Below are 17,780 nucleotides of genomic sequence, written 5' to 3'. Positions count from 1 at the left end.
GGGATATTTGCAAGGGGCTTGCCAGATTTACCGAAGGGCGCGGATGAGCAAGCGCCTGGCTGCTTTGGAACAGGCTCGAATGAGTCTCAGCTTGGGCGGCCTAAGGTTTATAAATCATGGGTTTATGCATGAAATTGAATGCGGGATAGAACAACAAATAGTCGCCGTGGCGGCGATTTGTACCGCGACTGAGTAACGCGTTGCCCAGGCTTGTTGGGCCAATGCTGTGCATGGCTGAGCGGCTGCCGGGTGCTTTTGCTTCGACTTGGTGCTGTACGCACCCAGGCGCGATAACAGCTCAGCGCTTCAACGTGACAGCGATTTGCCCTGGGTTTCTTCGACAAATTCCCTGAGCCAGCGCAGCACTTCAACCGCCTCCCAGCGCGACGGGTCGAACATGGCGTAGGCCAGGCCCTGATAGCCGACCACATCCAGTTGGCGGTGATAACCGGCGCGCTGCAACAGGGCTTCGATCTCGGCAAAGCAGGTATTGAAGTGCACCCGTGAAAACGGTGTCTTGCCCTCGGTAACGATGCCTTCGAGCTGCAATTCATTGACGGTGGCCCGGACTTTATCCAGGGGCATGCGGTTTACGCTGTGTTTCAACTGCATTACGTCGAGCATCGGGATACTCCTGTTAACGCCTTGTTATGAGCACGTTAGCCGGGCTGAACGGTTGGCTGGATGGCAAGACCAAGGGTAATCGAAAAATACTGTACAAATAAACAGTATTCGATAATAGTAACCCCAAGCCTTCACCAATCAATCGCGCCATCTGCTCATAAAGCCAATGGCCACAGGCACTGCAGAGGAGTCACTGACAATGCAACAGATGCTGATGACAATTGTGCTGTTGAGTCTTTTAACCGGTTGCGCACAACCGCAGCTGGATCAACCCAGGGCCAATGGTACTTACCTGGTGATCGAGAACGGTCAGGCCTGGGCCGTGCTGGTGTCTGACGGCAAGCGCGTGGAAGAGCAGGGTATGGTGGTGGATGTGATCAAGCTGCCCAGCGAGGATTCAGCCGTGGCTGCCAGTTACGTGATTGAAACGGCCAACTGTGGCCGTGTGCAGTGGTTGAGCGAACGCTCGGATGCTGCCGACGGCATGACCACGCTGATGTCATTGCACAGCAACAATCAGCAGTTGGGACAAAGCGGCTGCGTGATTGCTGCAGGCTTGAGCCGGGTGTGGACGGTGCTGGATTACTCGGGTTAACGCTTCCAGGGCTTTAACAACCGCCACAGAGGCTGGCTTGTACGTGAGTTTTCTTCGGTTCGTCATTCACGAGTCCAGCATCGATGTTTGATGCTGGACTCGTGAATGATTGGTATGGAGGTCATAGCTATTCTGGGTCAGCTTGAAGAAAATGATTGGTTGGATTTGGCTTTTACCCCTGCCGCGGATACCAATTCCAGCGCTTCTTGAAGTAGGTTTTCGGGAACTACAAATGCGATATAGGCATCACATTCCGGATCGATGTGTAGCAATTGATACCCGCGATCAGCCAACCAAACACCGAAGGCGTATAGGTATTTCTCCACCGCACCTGCACCGCGAGGCTCGGGGTGCGTCCACTCTTCCGATATGTCGAGTGAATGGAGAATCTCATTCGCTTGCCAGTTAATTTCCTCGACCGCTTTCCAGTCAATCGAGATTGCAACCCAGCTGCCTTTACGCTGCCCATCTTCACTGGAAAGGCTAACGTTCAGGGCCTCAGCTGCAGACGTACCGGGTGTGAGTTCTCTTATCACTGACGCGGTAATGCGCCGAGATTCTTTTTCTCCGACGTTTTTGCAGGCTATGTGCAAGAAGCTGCGCAAAGATCGCTTCATCTCGGGTTTTACAGAAAAGTACTCCCGTAGAATTTGCGCATCGGTGAGGGTTGGGTCTGGTTCAATATTCTGTTTTGCGGTCTCTTGCTGTTTCGGGCCAAAAAGACGTTTCCAGATGCTCATGTTGAAACCTGTCCATGTTAATCAACGATCTTTTTAAAGAGGGCATCCTGGGATGCCCTCCGTTTCCTACTCTTCAGCCTTGGTTTTTTTGCCAGACAACAGGCCATCGGCACGGAACATGGCCTTGATCCCGCGAATGGCCTGACGGGTGCGGTCCTGATTTTCGATCAGAGCAAAGCGCACATGGTCATCGCCGTAATCACCAAAACCGATACCAGGGGAGACGCAGACCTTGGCCTCCAGTAGCAGCTTCTTGGCAAACTCCAGCGAGCCTAAGTGGGCGTAAGGCTCGGGGATCTTTGCCCAGATGTACATCGAGGCCTTGGGGTTCTCCACCATCCAGCCAATTTCATGCAGGCCTTTGACGATAACGTTGCGGCGTTGGCGGTATTGCTCCGCGATATCGCGCACGCATTGCTGATCACCTTCCAGCGCAGCAATCGCAGCGACTTGCAGCGGGGTAAAGGTGCCGTAGTCGTGGTAGCTCTTGATCCGCGCCAGAGCGCTGACCAGCTCCGGGTTGCCGACCATAAAGCCGATGCGCCAGCCGGCCATGTTGTAGCTCTTCGATAAGGTGAAGAACTCCACGGCAATGTCCTTGGCGCCCGGTACCTGCATGATCGACGGCGCTTTCCAGCCGTCGTAGACGATATCGGCGTAGGCCAGGTCGTGAATCACCAGCACGTCATATTGCTTGGCCAGGGCCACCACGCGCTCGAAGAAGTCCAGCTCCACACACTGCGCGGTGGGGTTGGAAGGGAAGCCGAGAATCATCATCTTTGGCTTGGGGATCGATTCGCGAATCGCCCGCTCCAGCTCGGCGAAGAAGTCCACGCCAGGCACCAGCGGCACGGAGCGCACCTGGGCGCCGGCGATCACCGCACCGTAGATATGAATCGGGTAGCTGGGGTTGGGCACCAGAACGGTGTCACCGTGGTCCAGGGTGGCCAGCATCAGGTGCGCCAGGCCTTCCTTGGAGCCGATGGTGACAATCGCTTCGCTTTCCGGGTCGATCTCGACTTCGTAGCGGTCCTTGTACCAGCGCGAGATGGCACGGCGCAGGCGTGGAATGCCGCGTGAGGTGGAGTAGCCATGGGTGTCTTCACGCTGGGCAACCTGCACCAGTTTTTCGACGATATGCGGCGGCGTGGCACCGTCCGGATTGCCCATGCTGAAGTCGATGATGTCTTCGCCACGGCGACGCGCGGCCATCTTCAGTTCAGCGGTGATGTTGAAAACGTAGGGGGGGAGTCGATCAATGCGCGCAAAGCGGCGCGAAGCTTGGTCAGCCATGCTTTCCTCGGAGACGTAAGCGCCCGGAACCGTCCGAGCGACGTTGGCCAGTGCGCTGGCCAGGCGCGAAGATAAGCGCCGCGCTGCCTGTCTGTCCAGCACAGTCAGGCCTCAGCACGGCATAACAGTGGCCGGATTCAGCTGCCGAGCATGTCGTGCATGGCGATGATCTGCTCGGCCACTTGCGCCAGCTTCTGCTGACGGCTCATGGCCTGGCGACGCATCAGGGTGTAGGCCTGCTCCTCGTCACAGCTTTTCATCTTCATCAGCAAGCCCTTGGCCAGTTCGATGCGCTTGCGCTCGGCCAGTTGTGCATCGCGGGCCTGCAATTGTGCGCGTAGGGCCTGGTCGCTCTCGAAGCGGGCCATGGCCACATCCAGAATCGGTTGCAGGCGCTGGGCGTGAATGCCTTCGACAATATAGGCGCTGACGCCGCTCTGAATCGCCTGGCGCATCACGCTGGGGTCATGCTCGTCAGTGAACATGACGATGGGCCGCGGTTGGTCGCGGCTGACCAGCACCACTTGCTCCATCACGTCGCGGCTGGGCGATTCGGTGTCGATCAGAATCACGTCGGGGCGCACCGCTTCGACGCGTTCAGGCAGGTCGATGGTGAGGCCGGATTCGTCGATGACCTCGAAGCCGGCTTCGGTCAATGCCGTTTTCAGACGGCCGACTTTCTTCGCCGTGTCGTTGATCAGCAGAATGCGCAGCATCTCAGCAGCTCTCCTGCAGTGCGCCAGCCGGTGCGTCAAACCGGGCATGCAGGGCAAAGCTGCGGGCATAGCCGGCCGGGTCGCTGCCGTCCCAGGTCGGGCCGTCGAGCAACTGGCTGCTGCGCATGGGTGCTGGTACGGCAATGCCGAGGGCGTTGGCGGCCTGCTGATAGAGTTCAAGCTGCTGCACCTGGCGGGCGATGGCCAAATAGTCCGGGTCTTCACGTAGCAGGCCCCAGCGGCGGAACTGGGTCATAAACCACATGGCATCTGACAGGTAAGGCATGTTCACCGCGCCCTGGCCATGGAAGCGTAAGGGGTGAGCGTCCAGCCAGGCATGGCCGAGACCGTCCTGATACTGGCCAAGAAAGCGCGGTTGAATGGCCGACAGCGGGGCGTCGACATAGTCCTGGCCGCTGAGCAGCTGGGCGGTGCTGCGGCGGTTTTCCTCGCTTTCATCAATAAAACGGCTGGCTTCAAGCACCGCCATCACCAGAGCACGGGCGCTGTTGGGGTGCTGGCGGACAAAGGCACGGGTGCAGCCCAGCACTTTTTCCGGATGGTCGGGCCAGATCGCCTGGATAGTGGTCAGGGTGCAGCCGAGATTTTCTTCCACGGCCTTGGCGGTCCAGGGTTCACCGACGCAGAAACCGTCGATACGCTGGGCCTTGAGGTGTTCGATCATCTGCGGCGGTGGCACCACCACGCTGTCGACGTCGCGCAATGGGTGAATGCCCTGGCTGGCGAGCCAGTAGTACAGCCACATGGCATGGGTACCGGTGGGGAACGTTTGGGCAAAGGTCAGGCGTGCTGCATGTTGGTGCACATACTGGCTGAGTGCCTCGCCGCTGGTCACGTCGCTGGCTTGCAGCGGCTGCGACAGGTTGATGCTCTGACCGTTCTGGTTCAGCCCCATAAGTACGGCCATGTCGGTAGCGGGGGCACCGCCCAGGCCCAGTTGCACACCATAGATCAGGCCGTAGAGGCTGTGCGCCGCATCCAACTCACCGCTCAGCAGCTTGTCGCGCAGCCCAGCCCAGGAGCTCTGCCGCTGCAGGTTGAGGGTCAGGCCATGTTTCTCGGCAAAGCCTTGGGTGGCGGCGACAATCACTGACGCTGAATCACTCAGGGCCATAAAACCGATATTCAGTACCGGCTTCTCCGGTGCGTCACTGCGGCTGATCTCGTGCTCATTCATGGTGCTTTTCCTGTGCCCACACAAAAAGGTGCCGTGCCACTCGCTGCGACCATCTGCGCGAGAGCTACGACACCAGTGTCTTGATCGAGCCCGTCCGCCGTTGGAAAGCTCGGGTTGTGTAAAGCAATGCATGTGCCAGGCAGCGGTTATATGCCTATGTTCGTTGTGCGGGCTATTGGTTTTCGCGGGTAGGGCGGTAGAAAGAAAAAAACCCGCACAAGGCGGGTTTTTTCATTTCAGCTAACGCTTAGACCTGAACAGCAGGGATCTGGGCGTTTGCTGCTGCTTCGCGGAACTCAGCAATCTGATCGAAGCTCAGGTAGCGGTAAACGTCGGCGGCCATGCTGTCGATGTTCTTCGCGTAGGCCATGTACTCCTCGACAGTCGGCAGCTTGCCGAGAATCGAGGCGACTGCTGCCAGTTCGGCAGAAGCCAGGTACACGTTGGCGCCATCACCCAGGCGGTTCGGGAAGTTACGAGTCGAGGTCGAAACGACAGTCGAGTTCGGCTCAACGCGTGCCTGGTTACCCATGCACAGCGAGCAGCCCGGCATTTCCATGCGTGCGCCAGCCTTGCCGTAGATGCCGTAGTAGCCTTCTTCGGTCAGTTGATGAGCGTCCATTTTGGTCGGCGGCGACAGCCACAGACGTGTTGGCAGCTGACCTTTGACCTGATCCAGCAGCTTGCCGGCAGCGCGGAAGTGACCAATGTTGGTCATGCACGAACCGATAAACACTTCGTCGATCTTCTCGCCCTGAACGGTCGACAGCAGACGCGCGTCGTCCGGGTCGTTCGGTGCGCAGAGCACCGGCTCGTTGATGTCGGCCAGGTCGATTTCGATGACTTCGGCGTACTCGGCGTCCTTGTCGGCTTCCATCAGCTTCGGATTGGCCAACCAGGCTTCCATCGCTTGAGCGCGACGTTCCATGGTGCGGGCATCGCCGTAGCCTTCGCTGATCATCCAGCGCAGCAGGGTGATGTTGGAGCGCAGGTACTCGGCAATCGCCTTTTCTGGCAGCTTGATGGTGCAACCGGCAGCGGAACGCTCGGCAGAGGCGTCGGACAGCTCGAACGCTTGCTCAACGGTCAGCTCGTCCAGGCCTTCGATCTCGAGGATGCGGCCGGAGAAGATGTTCTTCTTGCCTTTCTTCTCGACGGTCAGCAGGCCTTTCTGGATGGCCACGTAAGGGATGGCATGCACCAGGTCACGCAGGGTGATGCCCGGTTGCAGTTTGCCCTTGAAGCGCACCAGTACCGACTCCGGCATGTCCAGCGGCATAACGCCAGTGGCTGCGGCGAAGGCCACCAGGCCAGAACCGGCCGGGAAGCTGATGCCGATCGGGAAGCGGGTGTGCGAGTCGCCACCGGTGCCGACGGTGTCAGGCAGCAGCATGCGGTTCAGCCAGCTGTGGATGATGCCGTCGCCAGGACGCAGGGATACACCGCCACGGGTGCGGATGAAATCCGGCAGGGTGTGGTGGGTGGTAACGTCGATCGGCTTCGGATAAGCCGCGGTGTGGCAGAAGGACTGCATGACCAGGTCAGCGGAGAAGCCCAGGCATGCCAGGTCTTTCAGCTCGTCGCGGGTCATCGGGCCAGTGGTGTCCTGGGAACCGACGGTGGTCATCTTCGGTTCGCAATAGGTGCCTGGACGCACGCCTTTGCCTTCCGGCAGGCCGCACGCCTTGCCAACCATCTTCTGCGCCAGGGTGAAACCCTTGGTGCTGGCAGCGGGGGCCTCTGGCAGTTTGAACAGATCGGTTGGGCCCAGGCCCAGCTCGGCACGGGCCTTCTCGGTCAGACCGCGACCGATGATCAGCGGGATACGGCCGCCAGCGCGAACTTCATCGAGCAGTACCGGGGTCTTCATTTCGAAGGTGGCCAGGACTTCATCGGTGCCGTGCTTGGTAACTTTGCCCGCGTGCGGGTAGAGGTCAATGACGTCGCCCATGTTCAGCTTGGATACGTCGAACTCGATTGGCAGAGCGCCGGCGTCTTCCATGGTGTTGTAGAAGATCGGAGCGATCTTGCTGCCGAAGCAGAAACCACCTGCGCGCTTGTTCGGCACGTAGGGAATGTCGTCGCCGAAGAACCACAGCACCGAGTTGGTGGCCGATTTACGCGAGGAACCGGTACCGACCACGTCACCTACGTAGGCGATCGGGAAGCCTTGGCCGCGCATTTCTTCGATCTGCTTCATCGGGCCGATGGAGCCTTGTACGTCCGGCACGATGCCGTCGCGGGCCATTTTCAGCATGGCCAGGGCGTGCAGCGGGATGTCAGGGCGCGACCAGGCGTCCGGGGCAGGGGACAGGTCGTCGGTGTTGGTTTCGCCAGTGACCTTGAACACGCGCAGGCTGATCTTGTCGGCCAGGGTCGGACGGTTCTTGAACCACTCTCCGTCAGCCCAGGATTGCAGAACGCCTTTGGCGTGAACGTTGCCGTTCTTGGCTTTTTCAGCAACATCGTGGAAGGCGTCGAACATCAGCAGGGTGTGCTTCAGTTGCTCGGCAGTCACGGCAGCCAGTTCGCTGTCATCCAGCAGGCTGACCAATGTGGCGATGTTGTAACCGCCTTGCATGGTGCCCAGCAGCTCAACAGCGTGTTGCTTGCTGATCAGTGGGGAAGTGGCTTCGCCTTTGGCAATGGCAGAGAGGAAACCGGCCTTGACGTAGGCGGCTTCGTCGACGCCTGGCGGCACGCGGTTGGTGATCAGGTCGAGCAGAAAGGCTTCTTCGCCAGTCGGCGGGTTTTTCAGCAGCTCGATCAGGCCTGCGGTTTGTTCGGCGTTCAGCGGCTGGGGCACGATACCCTGAGCGGCACGCTCTGCTACATGTTTGCGATAGGCTTCAAGCACAGTTATTACCCTCATCAGTGGTCCCAAAGGGTTGTCCGGGACGCGATCCAGAAAACACCGAACCAGGCGCTTCGTGGCTTTATGGGCCGCTCAGCCGAGGTTTCGCTGTTTTCTTGCAGAAGCTGTTTTCAAAGTTTTACGCCGGCAGGACGGGCTTGATGAGGGCTGGTGCAGACACTTGAAGGGTGGCTCAAGGGTCGGCACCAACATCGAACCTGCAGGATTGACTGTGCTCGTGACGCTTTGAAAACAGCTTCCAACGGACGTTGCTGCCTCTAAAAGGCCGGCCGATTCTACTGGAAAGCTTTCATAAAGTTAAGCCAAAGGCCCCGCTTATCTGGGGGTGATCTGCCTTAGACAAAGGGCTAAGATGCCAGCCTGTTCTGCTGCCCTCATGTCTTTCGTTATGTCCAATCAGCGTATCAAAACCCCTTGTGTCGGCCTGTGCTCCACTGTTTACGGTGATTTGGTCTGCCGTGGCTGCAAGCGCTTTCACCATGAGGTCACGCACTGGAACGGCTACAACGACGACGAAAAGCATGCGGTCTGGATGCGTTTGGAAGTGTTGCTGGTGCAGGTCATGGCCGCCAAGGTCGAGGTTTTCGATGCGCAACGTTTGCGCGCGCAGCTGGAGCAGCGGCAGATTCGCTTTGTAGCGCAGCAGTCGCCGTATTGCTGGGCCTATCAGCTGATTGCTCGCGGCGCACGGGTGATCAGCCAGTTGGAAGCCTACGGCATGGTGCTGTTGCCGGAGTTTCGCGACTGGGCATTGCCGGAGTTGCGCGATGCCATTGATCGTGAATTTTTTCTGCTTTCCGAAGCGCATTACGAGCGCTACATCGCCCCGCACTTTCTCCGTGAGGGCCTGCAGGCGCGGATATGAACCGCTGATTAGGACGAAAAAGCCGCCTATTGGCGGCTTTTTCGTGGTTGGGCAGCCTTAGCGTTGGGCGACCAGATCCTCCAGATGGGCAATGATGTCGTCTGGCTTGAGCACCAGAATGTCGCTTTCTAGTGAGTCGAGAATCACCTCGGCCGTGTTGCCGATCAGTGCGCCGGAAAGCCCGGTGCGTGCCACGGTACCAATCACGGTCACGCCCGCGTTGAGTTCGCGGGCAGTGTGTGGGATCAGTACATCAGCAGGGCCTTCGGCGACATGTAGACGCTCATCGCTGATCTCGTACTCGGCCTGGAAGGCTTTGCACTGTTCGCGGTAGCGCGCTTCGATGGTCTCGCGCAGCTGGAAGGTCGGGTCGGCAGCCGAAAGCATGGGCGCCGGGTGTGCGCTGATCACATGCAGTTCGGCTTTGGCCAGTGCGGCGATGTCGAAACCATGGCTGACGATGCTGGTGTGCAAGGTACGGTGTTCGCCATCGGCATTGCCAACATCGACTGCCGCCAGAATCACGCTGCCAGCCCAGGATTTGTCAGTTTTCACCATCAACACCGGGGCCGGGCAGTAGCGCAGCAGTTTCCAGTCATCCGGCGTCAGAAGGGCTTTTTTCAACGGGTTATCGGGGAAGTGCTGCTTGATCACCAGGCCACAGCCCTCGGCCTGCTGCACGTTGATGATGGTCTGGTGCGGGTTGTCGTGCCAGGCCTGTTGACCGGAGGTGCTGAACCCTTCGCTATTGAGCAGGCCGGTGAGGTCGCGCAGATAACTGCTGTGGTCACTCTTCTTGTCGCACACCAGCAAGTGCAGATGTGACTGAGTTACCCCGGCAATCAGCTTGGCGCGTTTCAGCGCCAGGTCTTCAGCGTGATTGGGCTCCATTACCACCAGAATGCTGCGTATAGCTTGCATGATCATCTCCATGTGCAATCAGTTGAACTGTTTATCACTATAGATCGCAGCCAGTTGCTCTGTGCTTGATCAGTGTCAATCGAGTGGCTGTTGGCGCGCTCATTCGTATAATGGCCGCCTGTTAGCCGCGTCACTCAAGCCCGCCCATTTTTGTGAATTTATGTATCTGTTAGCCGACCTCAACGAATTGCTGTGCTGTTTTGCCCTTCAGGCCCGGCTTTGCCCGGTAATGGGGCTGCCGTCATGAATCTGCCGGAGATTCACGAATTTCTTGGCTGCCGCACGCCGGATGCCTGGATCACCGCCGCCCTGGCTGACCAGCAGACGCTGCTGATTGACCACAAGAACTGCGAGTTCAAAGCCGCCAGCACGGCGCTGAGCCTGATGGCCAAGTACAGCACCTATGTCGACTTGCTCAACGCCATGTCGCGCCTGGCCCGCGAGGAGCTGGTGCACCATGAACAGGTGCTGCGCATCATGAAACGCCGCAAGATCGGCCTGCGCCCGGTGTCAGCGGCGCGCTACGCCTCGGGCTTACGCAAGGTGGTGCGTACCCACGAGCCGCACAAGCTGGTGGATACCCTGGTGGTCGGTGCATTTATCGAGGCGCGTAGCTGCGAGCGTTTTGAGGCCTTGGTGCCGCATCTGGATGAAGAACTGGGCAAGTTCTACTTCGGCTTGCTGAAAAGCGAAGCACGACATTTCCAGAATTATCTGAAGCTGGCTTATCAGTACGGCGATGCCCGTGATGTTGATCAGGCCATCGAGCGGGTGAGGGCGGCGGAGCGCGAGCTGATCGAGTCGCCGGATACCGAGTTCCGTTTTCATAGCGGTGTGCCAATGCTCTAAAACAACAAAGCGCCCAGTGGGCGCTTTGTTGTTTATGGCTTTACGGGGTTACTGCTTGACGCTCAAGTCCAGCGCCAGATCGCGCGCGGCCTTGGTCGCCAACACGCCCATCAGTTGGCCAATTTCGTCCTGGCGGCTGCTGGTGCCATCCTTGCCTGCACCCATCATCACGCTGGGCACCGGAGCCTGCGAGGCCGCCTGTGCCCATACCTTGTTAATTTCGATCAACGCATCGAGCTTTGGCTGCAGCGCGCCGTCCGCCTTGATCACCGCTTCACGGGCATAGGCCTCGGCATCAGCGGTGATTTTCGTGGCATCGGCGGTGATGGCGGCCTTGTCGCGCAGCAGTTCGGCGGTTTGTTTCTCGATTTCAGCGCGACCTTTTTCCCGTTCGGCGTTGATACGCGCCAGTTGCTTCTCGGTTTCCGCCTGGGTGGTGCGCTCAATCTGGTCGCGCAGGGTTTCCTGGCGGCGCGCTTCCACTTCTTTTTCACCGCGGGCGGTGACCAGCAGCTTCTCTTCCTCTTCCTTCAGGCGGTTCTGTCGCGCCACGGCCAGTTCAGCCAGGGCCTGCTGGACTTTAACCATGCGTTGTTTGTATTGCGGGTTGGGGTCGACGTTGGTGATGCGGGCTTCCACCACTTCCACGCCATATTTGCGGAACTGTTGCTGCTTGCGTACGGGGATGCCTTTGCTGTCCATGACCTTTTCGGTGATGAACTGGCTGACGTTGTTGTCGCCGAACGCGCCTTGTTCAGTGCCGGCCTGCAGGATTGCGGTTTGAGTGGGCTGGTGGCCGCGCGGGCCACGTACTTCCTTGCGTTTGATCAGGTACAGGCCGTCATTGAGCTGGTTTTCGAACTCGGCGGCGAATTCGCTGCGTGCGCCGGCATAGAAATCGTCGGCGCTCATCAGTGAGGCCGTGGCCTGCAGGGTTTCCTTGATGGCCGGTACGAGAGCGGTGGTGATGAAGTTTTCCGGGTTGCGGTATTCCTGGGCAATGGTCAGGAACTGATCGCCGGTGGGCAGGCGAAAACGTGCCGAGGACTCGACCTTGGCGTCGACGTTGCCGAGAAACACAATGGGGAAGGCTTCGATGGTGGCGCCGAGTGAGTCGTTGTCGCTGTTGTCGTTGATGGCCAGGGCTTCGGTCAGGACCGATTGCACGCTGAGGGCCTTTTTCCAGGCGGTGGCGCGGCCGAACCATTTGGTCGCGTAGCCCACATCGTCGACGACTTTTTCTTCACCGAAGATGGTGCGCACATGGGTGGCGAAACCGGCTTCGTTGTAGAAGAACACGCTGTTGAAGGTGACGAAGCCCACGGCGACCAGCGCGGCGGGGGCAATGGCGTATTTGAGGATGTGTTCCTTGCTGATCAGCATGATCGGTCCCTGATGGCGTTTTGAGGTCGCCGATGCTGATGATCGGCGAATCGTCCGTCAAGGGCTGCTCAGTGCTTTGTGCGCGCTGTCAAAGTTTCACGCAGGTTGAAGATCGAAGGCGCTTTGCTGCAAGCCTTGATGGTCTGCCTGCAGTGCCCAACCCTGCTTATCCCAGTCGCCGAGTACGATGCGTTGCGCCGCCTGACCATTAACCTGCAGTTCATGGGTGGCCGGGCGATGGGTGTGGCCATGGATCAGCGTTTGCACGCCGTAAGCGGCCATGATCCGCGGCACTTCATCGGGGGTAACGTCGACAATCGCGCTGGCTTTCATCCGCGTTTGCGTGCGGCTTTCATTGCGCAGTTTGCGCGCCAGTTTTTGTCGGGTGCGCAGCGGCAGATTGCGCAAAATAAACAGTGAAATCGGGTTGCGCAGCCAGCGCCGCAGCTTCATATAGCCAATGTCCTGGGTGCACAGGCTGTCGCCGTGCATCAACAGCACGCGCTGACCATTGAGTTCGATCACGCTGGGGTCGGGCAGCAAGGTGCAGCCCGCTTCGCGGCAGAAGGCCTTGCCGAGCAGAAAATCGCGATTGCCGTGCATCAGGTAGATGCGCGTGCCGCGCTCGCTGAGTCTGCGCAAAGCCTGGGCAATCGAACGTTGAAAGGGGCTGATGGCATCGTCGCCGATCCAGACTTCAAAGAAGTCGCCGAGGATGTACAGCGCCTGGGCCTGAATCGCGCGGGTTTCCAGAAAATGCAGAAACGCCCGGCTGATATCCGGGCGCTCCTGTTCAAGATGCAGATCGGAGATCAGTAGTATCACTCAACGATCTCGGCGCGCTCGATGATCACGTCATCAACCGGTACATCCTGATGGCCGGATTTGCTGGTGGTGGCGACGCCTTTGATGGCGTTGACCACGTCCATGCCTTCAACCACTTCACCGAACACCGCATAGCCCCAGCCCTGCACGGTCGGCGCGCTGTGGTTGAGGAAGCTGTTGTCGGAAACGTTGATAAAGAACTGCGCGGAGGCCGAATGCGGCTCCATGGTGCGGGCCATGGCCACGGTGCCGATCTTGTTGGCGACGCCATTGTTGGCTTCGTTTTTGATCGGGGCGCGGGTGGTTTTCTGCTTCATGCCCGGCTCGAAACCGCCGCCCTGGATCATGAAGTTGCTGATCACGCGGTGGAAAACGGTGTTGTCGTAGTGACCTTCTTTAACGTACTGCTTGAAGTTGGCCACGGTTTCCGGGGCTTTGTCTTCGAACAGGTTGAGGGTGATAACGCCGTGATTGGTGTGCAGCTTGATCATGAAGGTAATCGCTCTGTCGATAAAACCGTGAGCCGCTGAATTTCCAGCAAAGGGCATTGCAGCGGTTCTTGGGCCTGTCAGGGGGTTGACAGCTTCGGCTATGATAAGCGCTTTGTATAAGTCGGCCTACCCTGAGAGCCTGTCCACAACCTGCTGCGCGTTGGCAAAACGGCGTTGAAAACCACCTCGGAATGCTCATTTACAGTCGTAAACTCCGCTTCCTCGGCTATTTTCGCCACCGTTTTAGCTCTAGCTCGCAAGGTTGTGAACAGGCTCTGAATCGTGCCCCGCACTCGCCAAGGACCCCATGAGCAAGCCAGAAACCGTCGCCGCCGCTAACTTTCTTCGTCCCATCGTCCAGGCCGATCTGGATGCCGGCAAGCACGCGAAGATCATTACCCGTTTTCCGCCTGAGCCCAATGGCTACCTGCACATTGGCCACGCCAAGTCGATTTGCCTGAACTTCGGCCTGGCCAAGGAGTTTGGTGGCGAGTGCAACTTGCGCTTTGATGACACCAACCCGGCCAAGGAAGACCAGGAATACATCGACGCGATCAAGAGCGACGTGCAGTGGCTGGGCTTTCAGTGGGCGGGCGAGGAGCGTTATGCCTCCAACTATTTCGACCAGCTGCATGCCTGGGCCATCGAGCTGATCAAGGCAGGCAAGGCCTTCGTCTGCGACCTCAACGCCGAAGAAATGCGTGCCTACCGTGGCAATCTTACTGAGCCGGGCAAGAACAGCCCGTTCCGTGAGCGCAGCGTTGAGGAAAACCTTGATCTGTTCGCCCGTATGAAAGCCGGCGAATTCGCTGATGGCGCCCGTTCGCTGCGCGCAAAGATCGACATGGCCTCGCCGAACATCAATCTGCGCGACCCGATTCTGTACCGCATTCGTCATGCTCACCACCACCAGACCGGTGACAAGTGGTGCATCTACCCCAGCTATGACTTCACCCACGGTCAGTCGGATGCCATCGAAGGCATCACTCATTCGATCTGCACCCTGGAGTTCGAAGACCATCGTCCGCTGTATGAATGGTTCCTCGCGCAGCTGCCGGTGCCGGCGCAGCCGCGTCAGTATGAGTTCGCTCGTCTGAACCTGAACTACACCATCACCAGCAAGCGCAAGCTCAAGCAGCTGGTCGATGAGAAGCACGTCAATGGCTGGGACGATCCGCGTATGTCGACCCTGTCGGGTTTCCGCCGTCGCGGCTACACCCCGGCGTCGATCCGCGCCTTCTGCGACATGATTGGCGTCAACCGTGCTGGCGGCGTGGTGGACATCGGCATGCTGGAATTCGCCATTCGTGATGACCTCGACGCCAATGCCGCGCGTGCCATGTGCGTGCTCAAGCCGCTGAAAGTGGTGATCACCAACTACCCGGAAGGCCAGACCGAGAATCTCGAGCTGCCGCGCCATCCCAAGCAGGAGATGGGCGTGCGCGTGCTGCCGTTCAGCCGTGAAATCTATATCGATGCCAGCGACTTCGAAGAAGTCCCGCCGGCCGGCTTCAAACGCCTGATTCCAGGCGGCGAAGTGCGACTGCGTGGCAGCTACGTGATTCGCGCCGATGAGGCGATCAAGGATGCCGACGGCACTATCGTTGAACTGCGCTGCAGCTACGACGAAAACACCCTGGGCAAGAACCCCGAAGGCCGTAAGGTCAAAGGCGTGATCCACTGGGTGCCGGCGGCTGAAAGCGTTGAGTGTGAAGTACGCCTGTATGACCGTCTGTTCCGCTCCGCCAACCCGGAGAAAGACGAAGAGGGCGGCAGCTTCCTCGACAACATCAACCCGGATTCGCTGGTGGTGCTCAAAGGTTGTCGCGCCGAGCCATCCCTGGCCGAGGCTGCGCCGGAAGAGCGCTTCCAGTTCGAGCGCGAAGGCTATTTCTGCGCCGACATCAAGGACAGCAAGCCGGGTGCACCCGTCTTCAACCGTACCGTAACGTTGCGCGATTCCTGGGCCTAAGGCTCAAATGCTCTGATTAGAACCGGGCCGGTACGCCGGCCCGTGGTTTTCCAAGGAACCCCGATGCTCTCGATCTACAACACGCTGACCAAAAGCAAAGACGTCTTCAAACCGCTGGTGGGTAACCAGGTGCGCATGTACGTGTGCGGCATGACGGTTTACGACTTCTGTCATATCGGTCATGCGCGGGTGATGGTGGCGTTCGATGTGGTGACGCGCTGGCTGCGCCATCGTGGCTATGACGTGACCTACGTACGCAATATCACCGACATCGACGACAAAATCATCAAGCGTGCCAACGAGAATGGCGAGCCGTTTGAAGCGCTGGTCGAGCGCATGATCGCGGCGATGCACGAAGACGAGGCACGTCTGAATGTGCTGCGTCCGGATCAGGAACCGCGTGCCACTGATCATATTGCCGGCATGCATCAGATGATTCAGACCCTGATCGACAGGGGCTTTGCCTATGCGCCCGGCAATGGTGACGTGTATTACCGGGTCGGCAAGTTCGTCGGTTACGGCAAGCTGTCGCGCAAGAAGATCGAAGACCTGAAGATCGGTGCGCGCATCGAAGTTGATGAAGCCAAGCAGGATCCGCTGGATTTCGTGCTGTGGAAGGGCGTTAAACCGGGCGAGCCAAGCTGGGAGTCGCCGTGGGGCGCTGGTCGACCGGGCTGGCATATCGAGTGTTCGGTGATGTCCACTTGCTGCCTGGGTGAAACCTTCGATATCCATGGTGGCGGCCCGGATCTGGTATTCCCGCACCACGAAAACGAGATCGCGCAGAGCGAGGCGGCCACCGGCAAGCTCTACGCCAATGCCTGGATGCACGCTGGTGCGGTGCGTGTGGATGGCGAGAAAATGTCCAAATCCCTAGGCAACTTCTTCACCATCCGCGAAGTACTGGAGAAGTACCACCCGGAAGTGGTGCGCTACCTGTTGGTGTCCAGCCATTACCGCAGCCCGATCAACTACTCCGAAGACAGCCTGCGCGAAGCTAAGGGTGCGCTGGAGCGTTTCTACAATGCGCTCAAGGGCTTGCCTGATGCTGTACCCGCTGGTGGCGAAGCCTTTGTCGAGCGCTTTGCGGCGGCGATGGATGACGACTTCAACTCGCCGGAGGCCTGCGCCGTGTTGTTTGAGCTGGCGCGTGAGATCAACCGTCTGCGCGAAAGCGATGTACAGGCTGCTGCAGCTCTGGCTGCACGCTTGAAGGAATTGGCTGGTGTGCTCGGTGTATTGCAGCTGGAGCCAGAAGCTTTCCTCCAGGCTGGTGCTGCCGGTAAGGTCGATGCGGCCGAGGTCGAAGCCTTGATCGCCGCGCGTCTGCAGGCCCGCGCTGAGAAGAACTGGGGCGAGTCCGACCGTATTCGCGATCAGCTCACTGCCATGGGTGTGGTGCTGGAAGACGGCAAGGGTGCGACCACCTGGCGCCTGGCTGACTAGTTTCGTTGTTGCACAAAAAGGCCGCTTTCGAGCGGCCTTTTTTATTGCATACGGCTGGCTAGTTCCACAGCCAGTTCCACAGGCCCGGCAGGCGGGCGTACTGCTTTGGATCGCCGAGTGCGCGCTTTAATGCAGCACGTTGCAGGGTGTCGCGCTGGCCGTAGAACGGTTGTTTATCGGTGGCCAGGCCGACCTCTTCGGCCACATCCATCAGTATTTGCAGGTACTCCTGCATATGTCGTGCGGTGTAGGGGTTGGGGTCGTGGAAGGTCACCACTACCGGGATGACCCCGTCGACTGCCGGTAGGGCGCCTACGTTGATCTGTCGCGCGGCTTGCGCCAGCTGATCACGCAAATTACTGCGCCGACGCAGGCTGCCGTTGATGCCCCAGATCTTGCCATCATTGGCGCTCAAATCGGTTAGCAGGATATGCAGGTCGTGTGTCTGATAGGCGGCAAAGGTGCGCTCGTCATAGTTCCAGAAGGGTGGTCGCACCAGGCGTGGTGAGGTGTTACTGACGGCCTGAAGATCAGCTACTCCATTGGTCAATGATTGTTCCAGCGCCTCTGAGCTGAGGAAGCGGTGGTTGGCATGGCCGGGTGTTGCGGTGTGTAGCCCCAGTAGATGTCCTTCGCGTTGCTGGCGGCGCAGCAAGGCCTGGCCCTGGGTACTGCCGCCGGCCGTGGGGGCGCGTGTCTGGACAAAGAACAGTGCCTTAATACCCGGTTGGATCGGGTTGTCGGCCAGGGTGTCGAGTATCTGGGCGGTTGGGTTGTGGGTGCTGCTGGCGCTGGGGCCGTCATCGAAGCTCAGCAGAAAGCGTATGGGTTCGATGTCTGTTCGGAGTGGTGGTGCGGTGGCGCTGCTGCATCCGCTCACTAGCACTATCGAGAATAATAGGCAGCTACAGCGTGATGCTTGGGCGGCAGCAGCTGCGTAGTGCATTGGCTTGCGCATCGGATCATGGCTCGTGGCAGAAATTGCGG

The 17,780-nt window shown here is 59.0% G+C and carries 16 protein-coding genes; 5 read left to right on the top strand and 11 right to left on the bottom strand.

Annotated elements, in window-relative coordinates; genetic code table 11:
• Positions 1 to 306: 306 nt before the first annotated feature.
• Positions 307 to 624: a transcriptional regulator gene (locus tag IOD17_RS10885; RefSeq protein WP_233685110.1), complete on the bottom strand. Its 318-nt coding sequence runs from the start codon at positions 622 to 624 to the stop codon at positions 307 to 309.
• 199 nt (positions 625 to 823) lie between these two features.
• On the opposite strand from IOD17_RS10885, the gene IOD17_RS10880 reads away from it, so the two are divergent.
• The gene (locus IOD17_RS10880) at positions 824 to 1,219 is read left to right on the top strand and encodes a hypothetical protein (RefSeq protein ID WP_233685109.1); all 396 of its coding nucleotides are present in this window, start codon (positions 824 to 826) and stop codon (positions 1,217 to 1,219) included.
• A gap of 137 nt (positions 1,220 to 1,356) precedes the next feature.
• Here IOD17_RS10880 and IOD17_RS10875 read toward each other — a convergent pair whose 3' ends face one another.
• The 5 genes from IOD17_RS10875 to acnB form a co-directional block, all read right to left on the bottom strand.
• A complete protein-coding gene (locus tag IOD17_RS10875) occupies positions 1,357 to 1,959 on the bottom strand; it encodes a DUF6630 family protein (RefSeq protein ID WP_233685108.1) in 603 nt (200 codons plus the stop codon).
• A 66-nt stretch (positions 1,960 to 2,025) separates the two neighbouring features.
• On the bottom strand, positions 2,026 to 3,252 hold the full coding sequence (alaC, locus tag IOD17_RS10870; RefSeq protein ID WP_233685107.1) for an alanine transaminase: 1,227 nt from the start codon (positions 3,250 to 3,252) through the stop codon (positions 2,026 to 2,028).
• Positions 3,253 to 3,389: 137 nt separating this feature from the next.
• Positions 3,390 to 3,968 carry an ANTAR domain-containing response regulator gene (locus IOD17_RS10865; protein WP_233685106.1) on the bottom strand — a complete coding sequence of 193 codons (579 nt, stop codon included), beginning with the start codon at positions 3,966 to 3,968 and terminating at the stop codon, positions 3,390 to 3,392.
• A gap of 1 nt (position 3,969) precedes the next feature.
• Positions 3,970 to 5,166 (bottom strand): CmpA/NrtA family ABC transporter substrate-binding protein, encoded by a 1,197-nt coding sequence (locus IOD17_RS10860; protein WP_233685105.1) that lies wholly within the window; start codon positions 5,164 to 5,166, stop codon positions 3,970 to 3,972.
• A 247-nt stretch (positions 5,167 to 5,413) separates the two neighbouring features.
• Entirely contained in the window at positions 5,414 to 8,023 is a 2,610-nt protein-coding gene (acnB, locus tag IOD17_RS10855; RefSeq protein WP_233685222.1) for a bifunctional aconitate hydratase 2/2-methylisocitrate dehydratase, read from the bottom strand.
• 406 nt (positions 8,024 to 8,429) lie between these two features.
• Here acnB and IOD17_RS10850 point away from each other — a divergent pair, with 406 nt between their 5' ends.
• Positions 8,430 to 8,906: a DUF1289 domain-containing protein gene (locus IOD17_RS10850; RefSeq protein WP_233685104.1), complete on the top strand. Its 477-nt coding sequence runs from the start codon at positions 8,430 to 8,432 to the stop codon at positions 8,904 to 8,906.
• Positions 8,907 to 8,963: 57 nt separating this feature from the next.
• Here the strand turns inward: IOD17_RS10850 and IOD17_RS10845 are convergent, their stop codons facing one another.
• Entirely contained in the window at positions 8,964 to 9,827 is an 864-nt protein-coding gene (locus IOD17_RS10845) for a universal stress protein (protein ID WP_233685103.1), read from the bottom strand.
• 243 nt (positions 9,828 to 10,070) lie between these two features.
• Here IOD17_RS10845 and IOD17_RS10840 point away from each other — a divergent pair, with 243 nt between their 5' ends.
• Positions 10,071 to 10,676, top strand: coding sequence for a tRNA-(ms[2]io[6]A)-hydroxylase (locus tag IOD17_RS10840; RefSeq protein WP_233685102.1), 606 nt, complete (start codon positions 10,071 to 10,073; stop codon positions 10,674 to 10,676).
• A gap of 48 nt (positions 10,677 to 10,724) precedes the next feature.
• Here the strand turns inward: IOD17_RS10840 and IOD17_RS10835 are convergent, their stop codons facing one another.
• The 3 genes from IOD17_RS10835 to IOD17_RS10825 all read right to left on the bottom strand — a co-directional run bounded on the left by IOD17_RS10835 (position 10,725) and on the right by IOD17_RS10825 (position 13,375).
• The gene (locus IOD17_RS10835; protein WP_233685101.1) at positions 10,725 to 12,059 is read right to left on the bottom strand and encodes an SPFH domain-containing protein; all 1,335 of its coding nucleotides are present in this window, start codon (positions 12,057 to 12,059) and stop codon (positions 10,725 to 10,727) included.
• Between the two features lie 96 nt (positions 12,060 to 12,155).
• A complete protein-coding gene (lpxH, locus tag IOD17_RS10830) occupies positions 12,156 to 12,884 on the bottom strand; it encodes a UDP-2,3-diacylglucosamine diphosphatase (protein WP_233685100.1) in 729 nt (242 codons plus the stop codon).
• Positions 12,881 to 13,375, bottom strand: a complete 495-nt coding sequence (locus tag IOD17_RS10825; protein WP_233685099.1) for a peptidylprolyl isomerase — start codon at positions 13,373 to 13,375, stop codon at positions 12,881 to 12,883. The genes lpxH and IOD17_RS10825 overlap by 4 nt, the downstream gene beginning before the upstream one ends.
• Positions 13,376 to 13,682: 307 nt before the next feature.
• Between IOD17_RS10825 and IOD17_RS10820 the strand changes: the two genes are divergently transcribed.
• Together IOD17_RS10820 and cysS are read left to right on the top strand one after the other, a co-directional pair.
• Positions 13,683 to 15,347 carry a glutamine--tRNA ligase/YqeY domain fusion protein gene (locus tag IOD17_RS10820; protein WP_233685098.1) on the top strand — a complete coding sequence of 555 codons (1,665 nt, stop codon included), beginning with the start codon at positions 13,683 to 13,685 and terminating at the stop codon, positions 15,345 to 15,347.
• A 63-nt stretch (positions 15,348 to 15,410) separates the two neighbouring features.
• A complete protein-coding gene (gene cysS, locus IOD17_RS10815) occupies positions 15,411 to 16,793 on the top strand; it encodes a cysteine--tRNA ligase (protein WP_233685097.1) in 1,383 nt (460 codons plus the stop codon).
• Between the two features lie 58 nt (positions 16,794 to 16,851).
• Here cysS and IOD17_RS10810 read toward each other — a convergent pair whose 3' ends face one another.
• The gene (locus tag IOD17_RS10810) at positions 16,852 to 17,739 is read right to left on the bottom strand and encodes a polysaccharide deacetylase family protein (protein WP_418904267.1); all 888 of its coding nucleotides are present in this window, start codon (positions 17,737 to 17,739) and stop codon (positions 16,852 to 16,854) included.
• Positions 17,740 to 17,780 lie beyond the last annotated feature (41 nt).

This window comes from Pseudomonas anguilliseptica (assembly GCF_021375795.1).
Lineage (GTDB): Bacteria > Pseudomonadota > Gammaproteobacteria > Pseudomonadales > Pseudomonadaceae > Aquipseudomonas > Aquipseudomonas anguilliseptica_A.
This window is presented reverse-complemented; position numbering and strand designations above follow the sequence as displayed.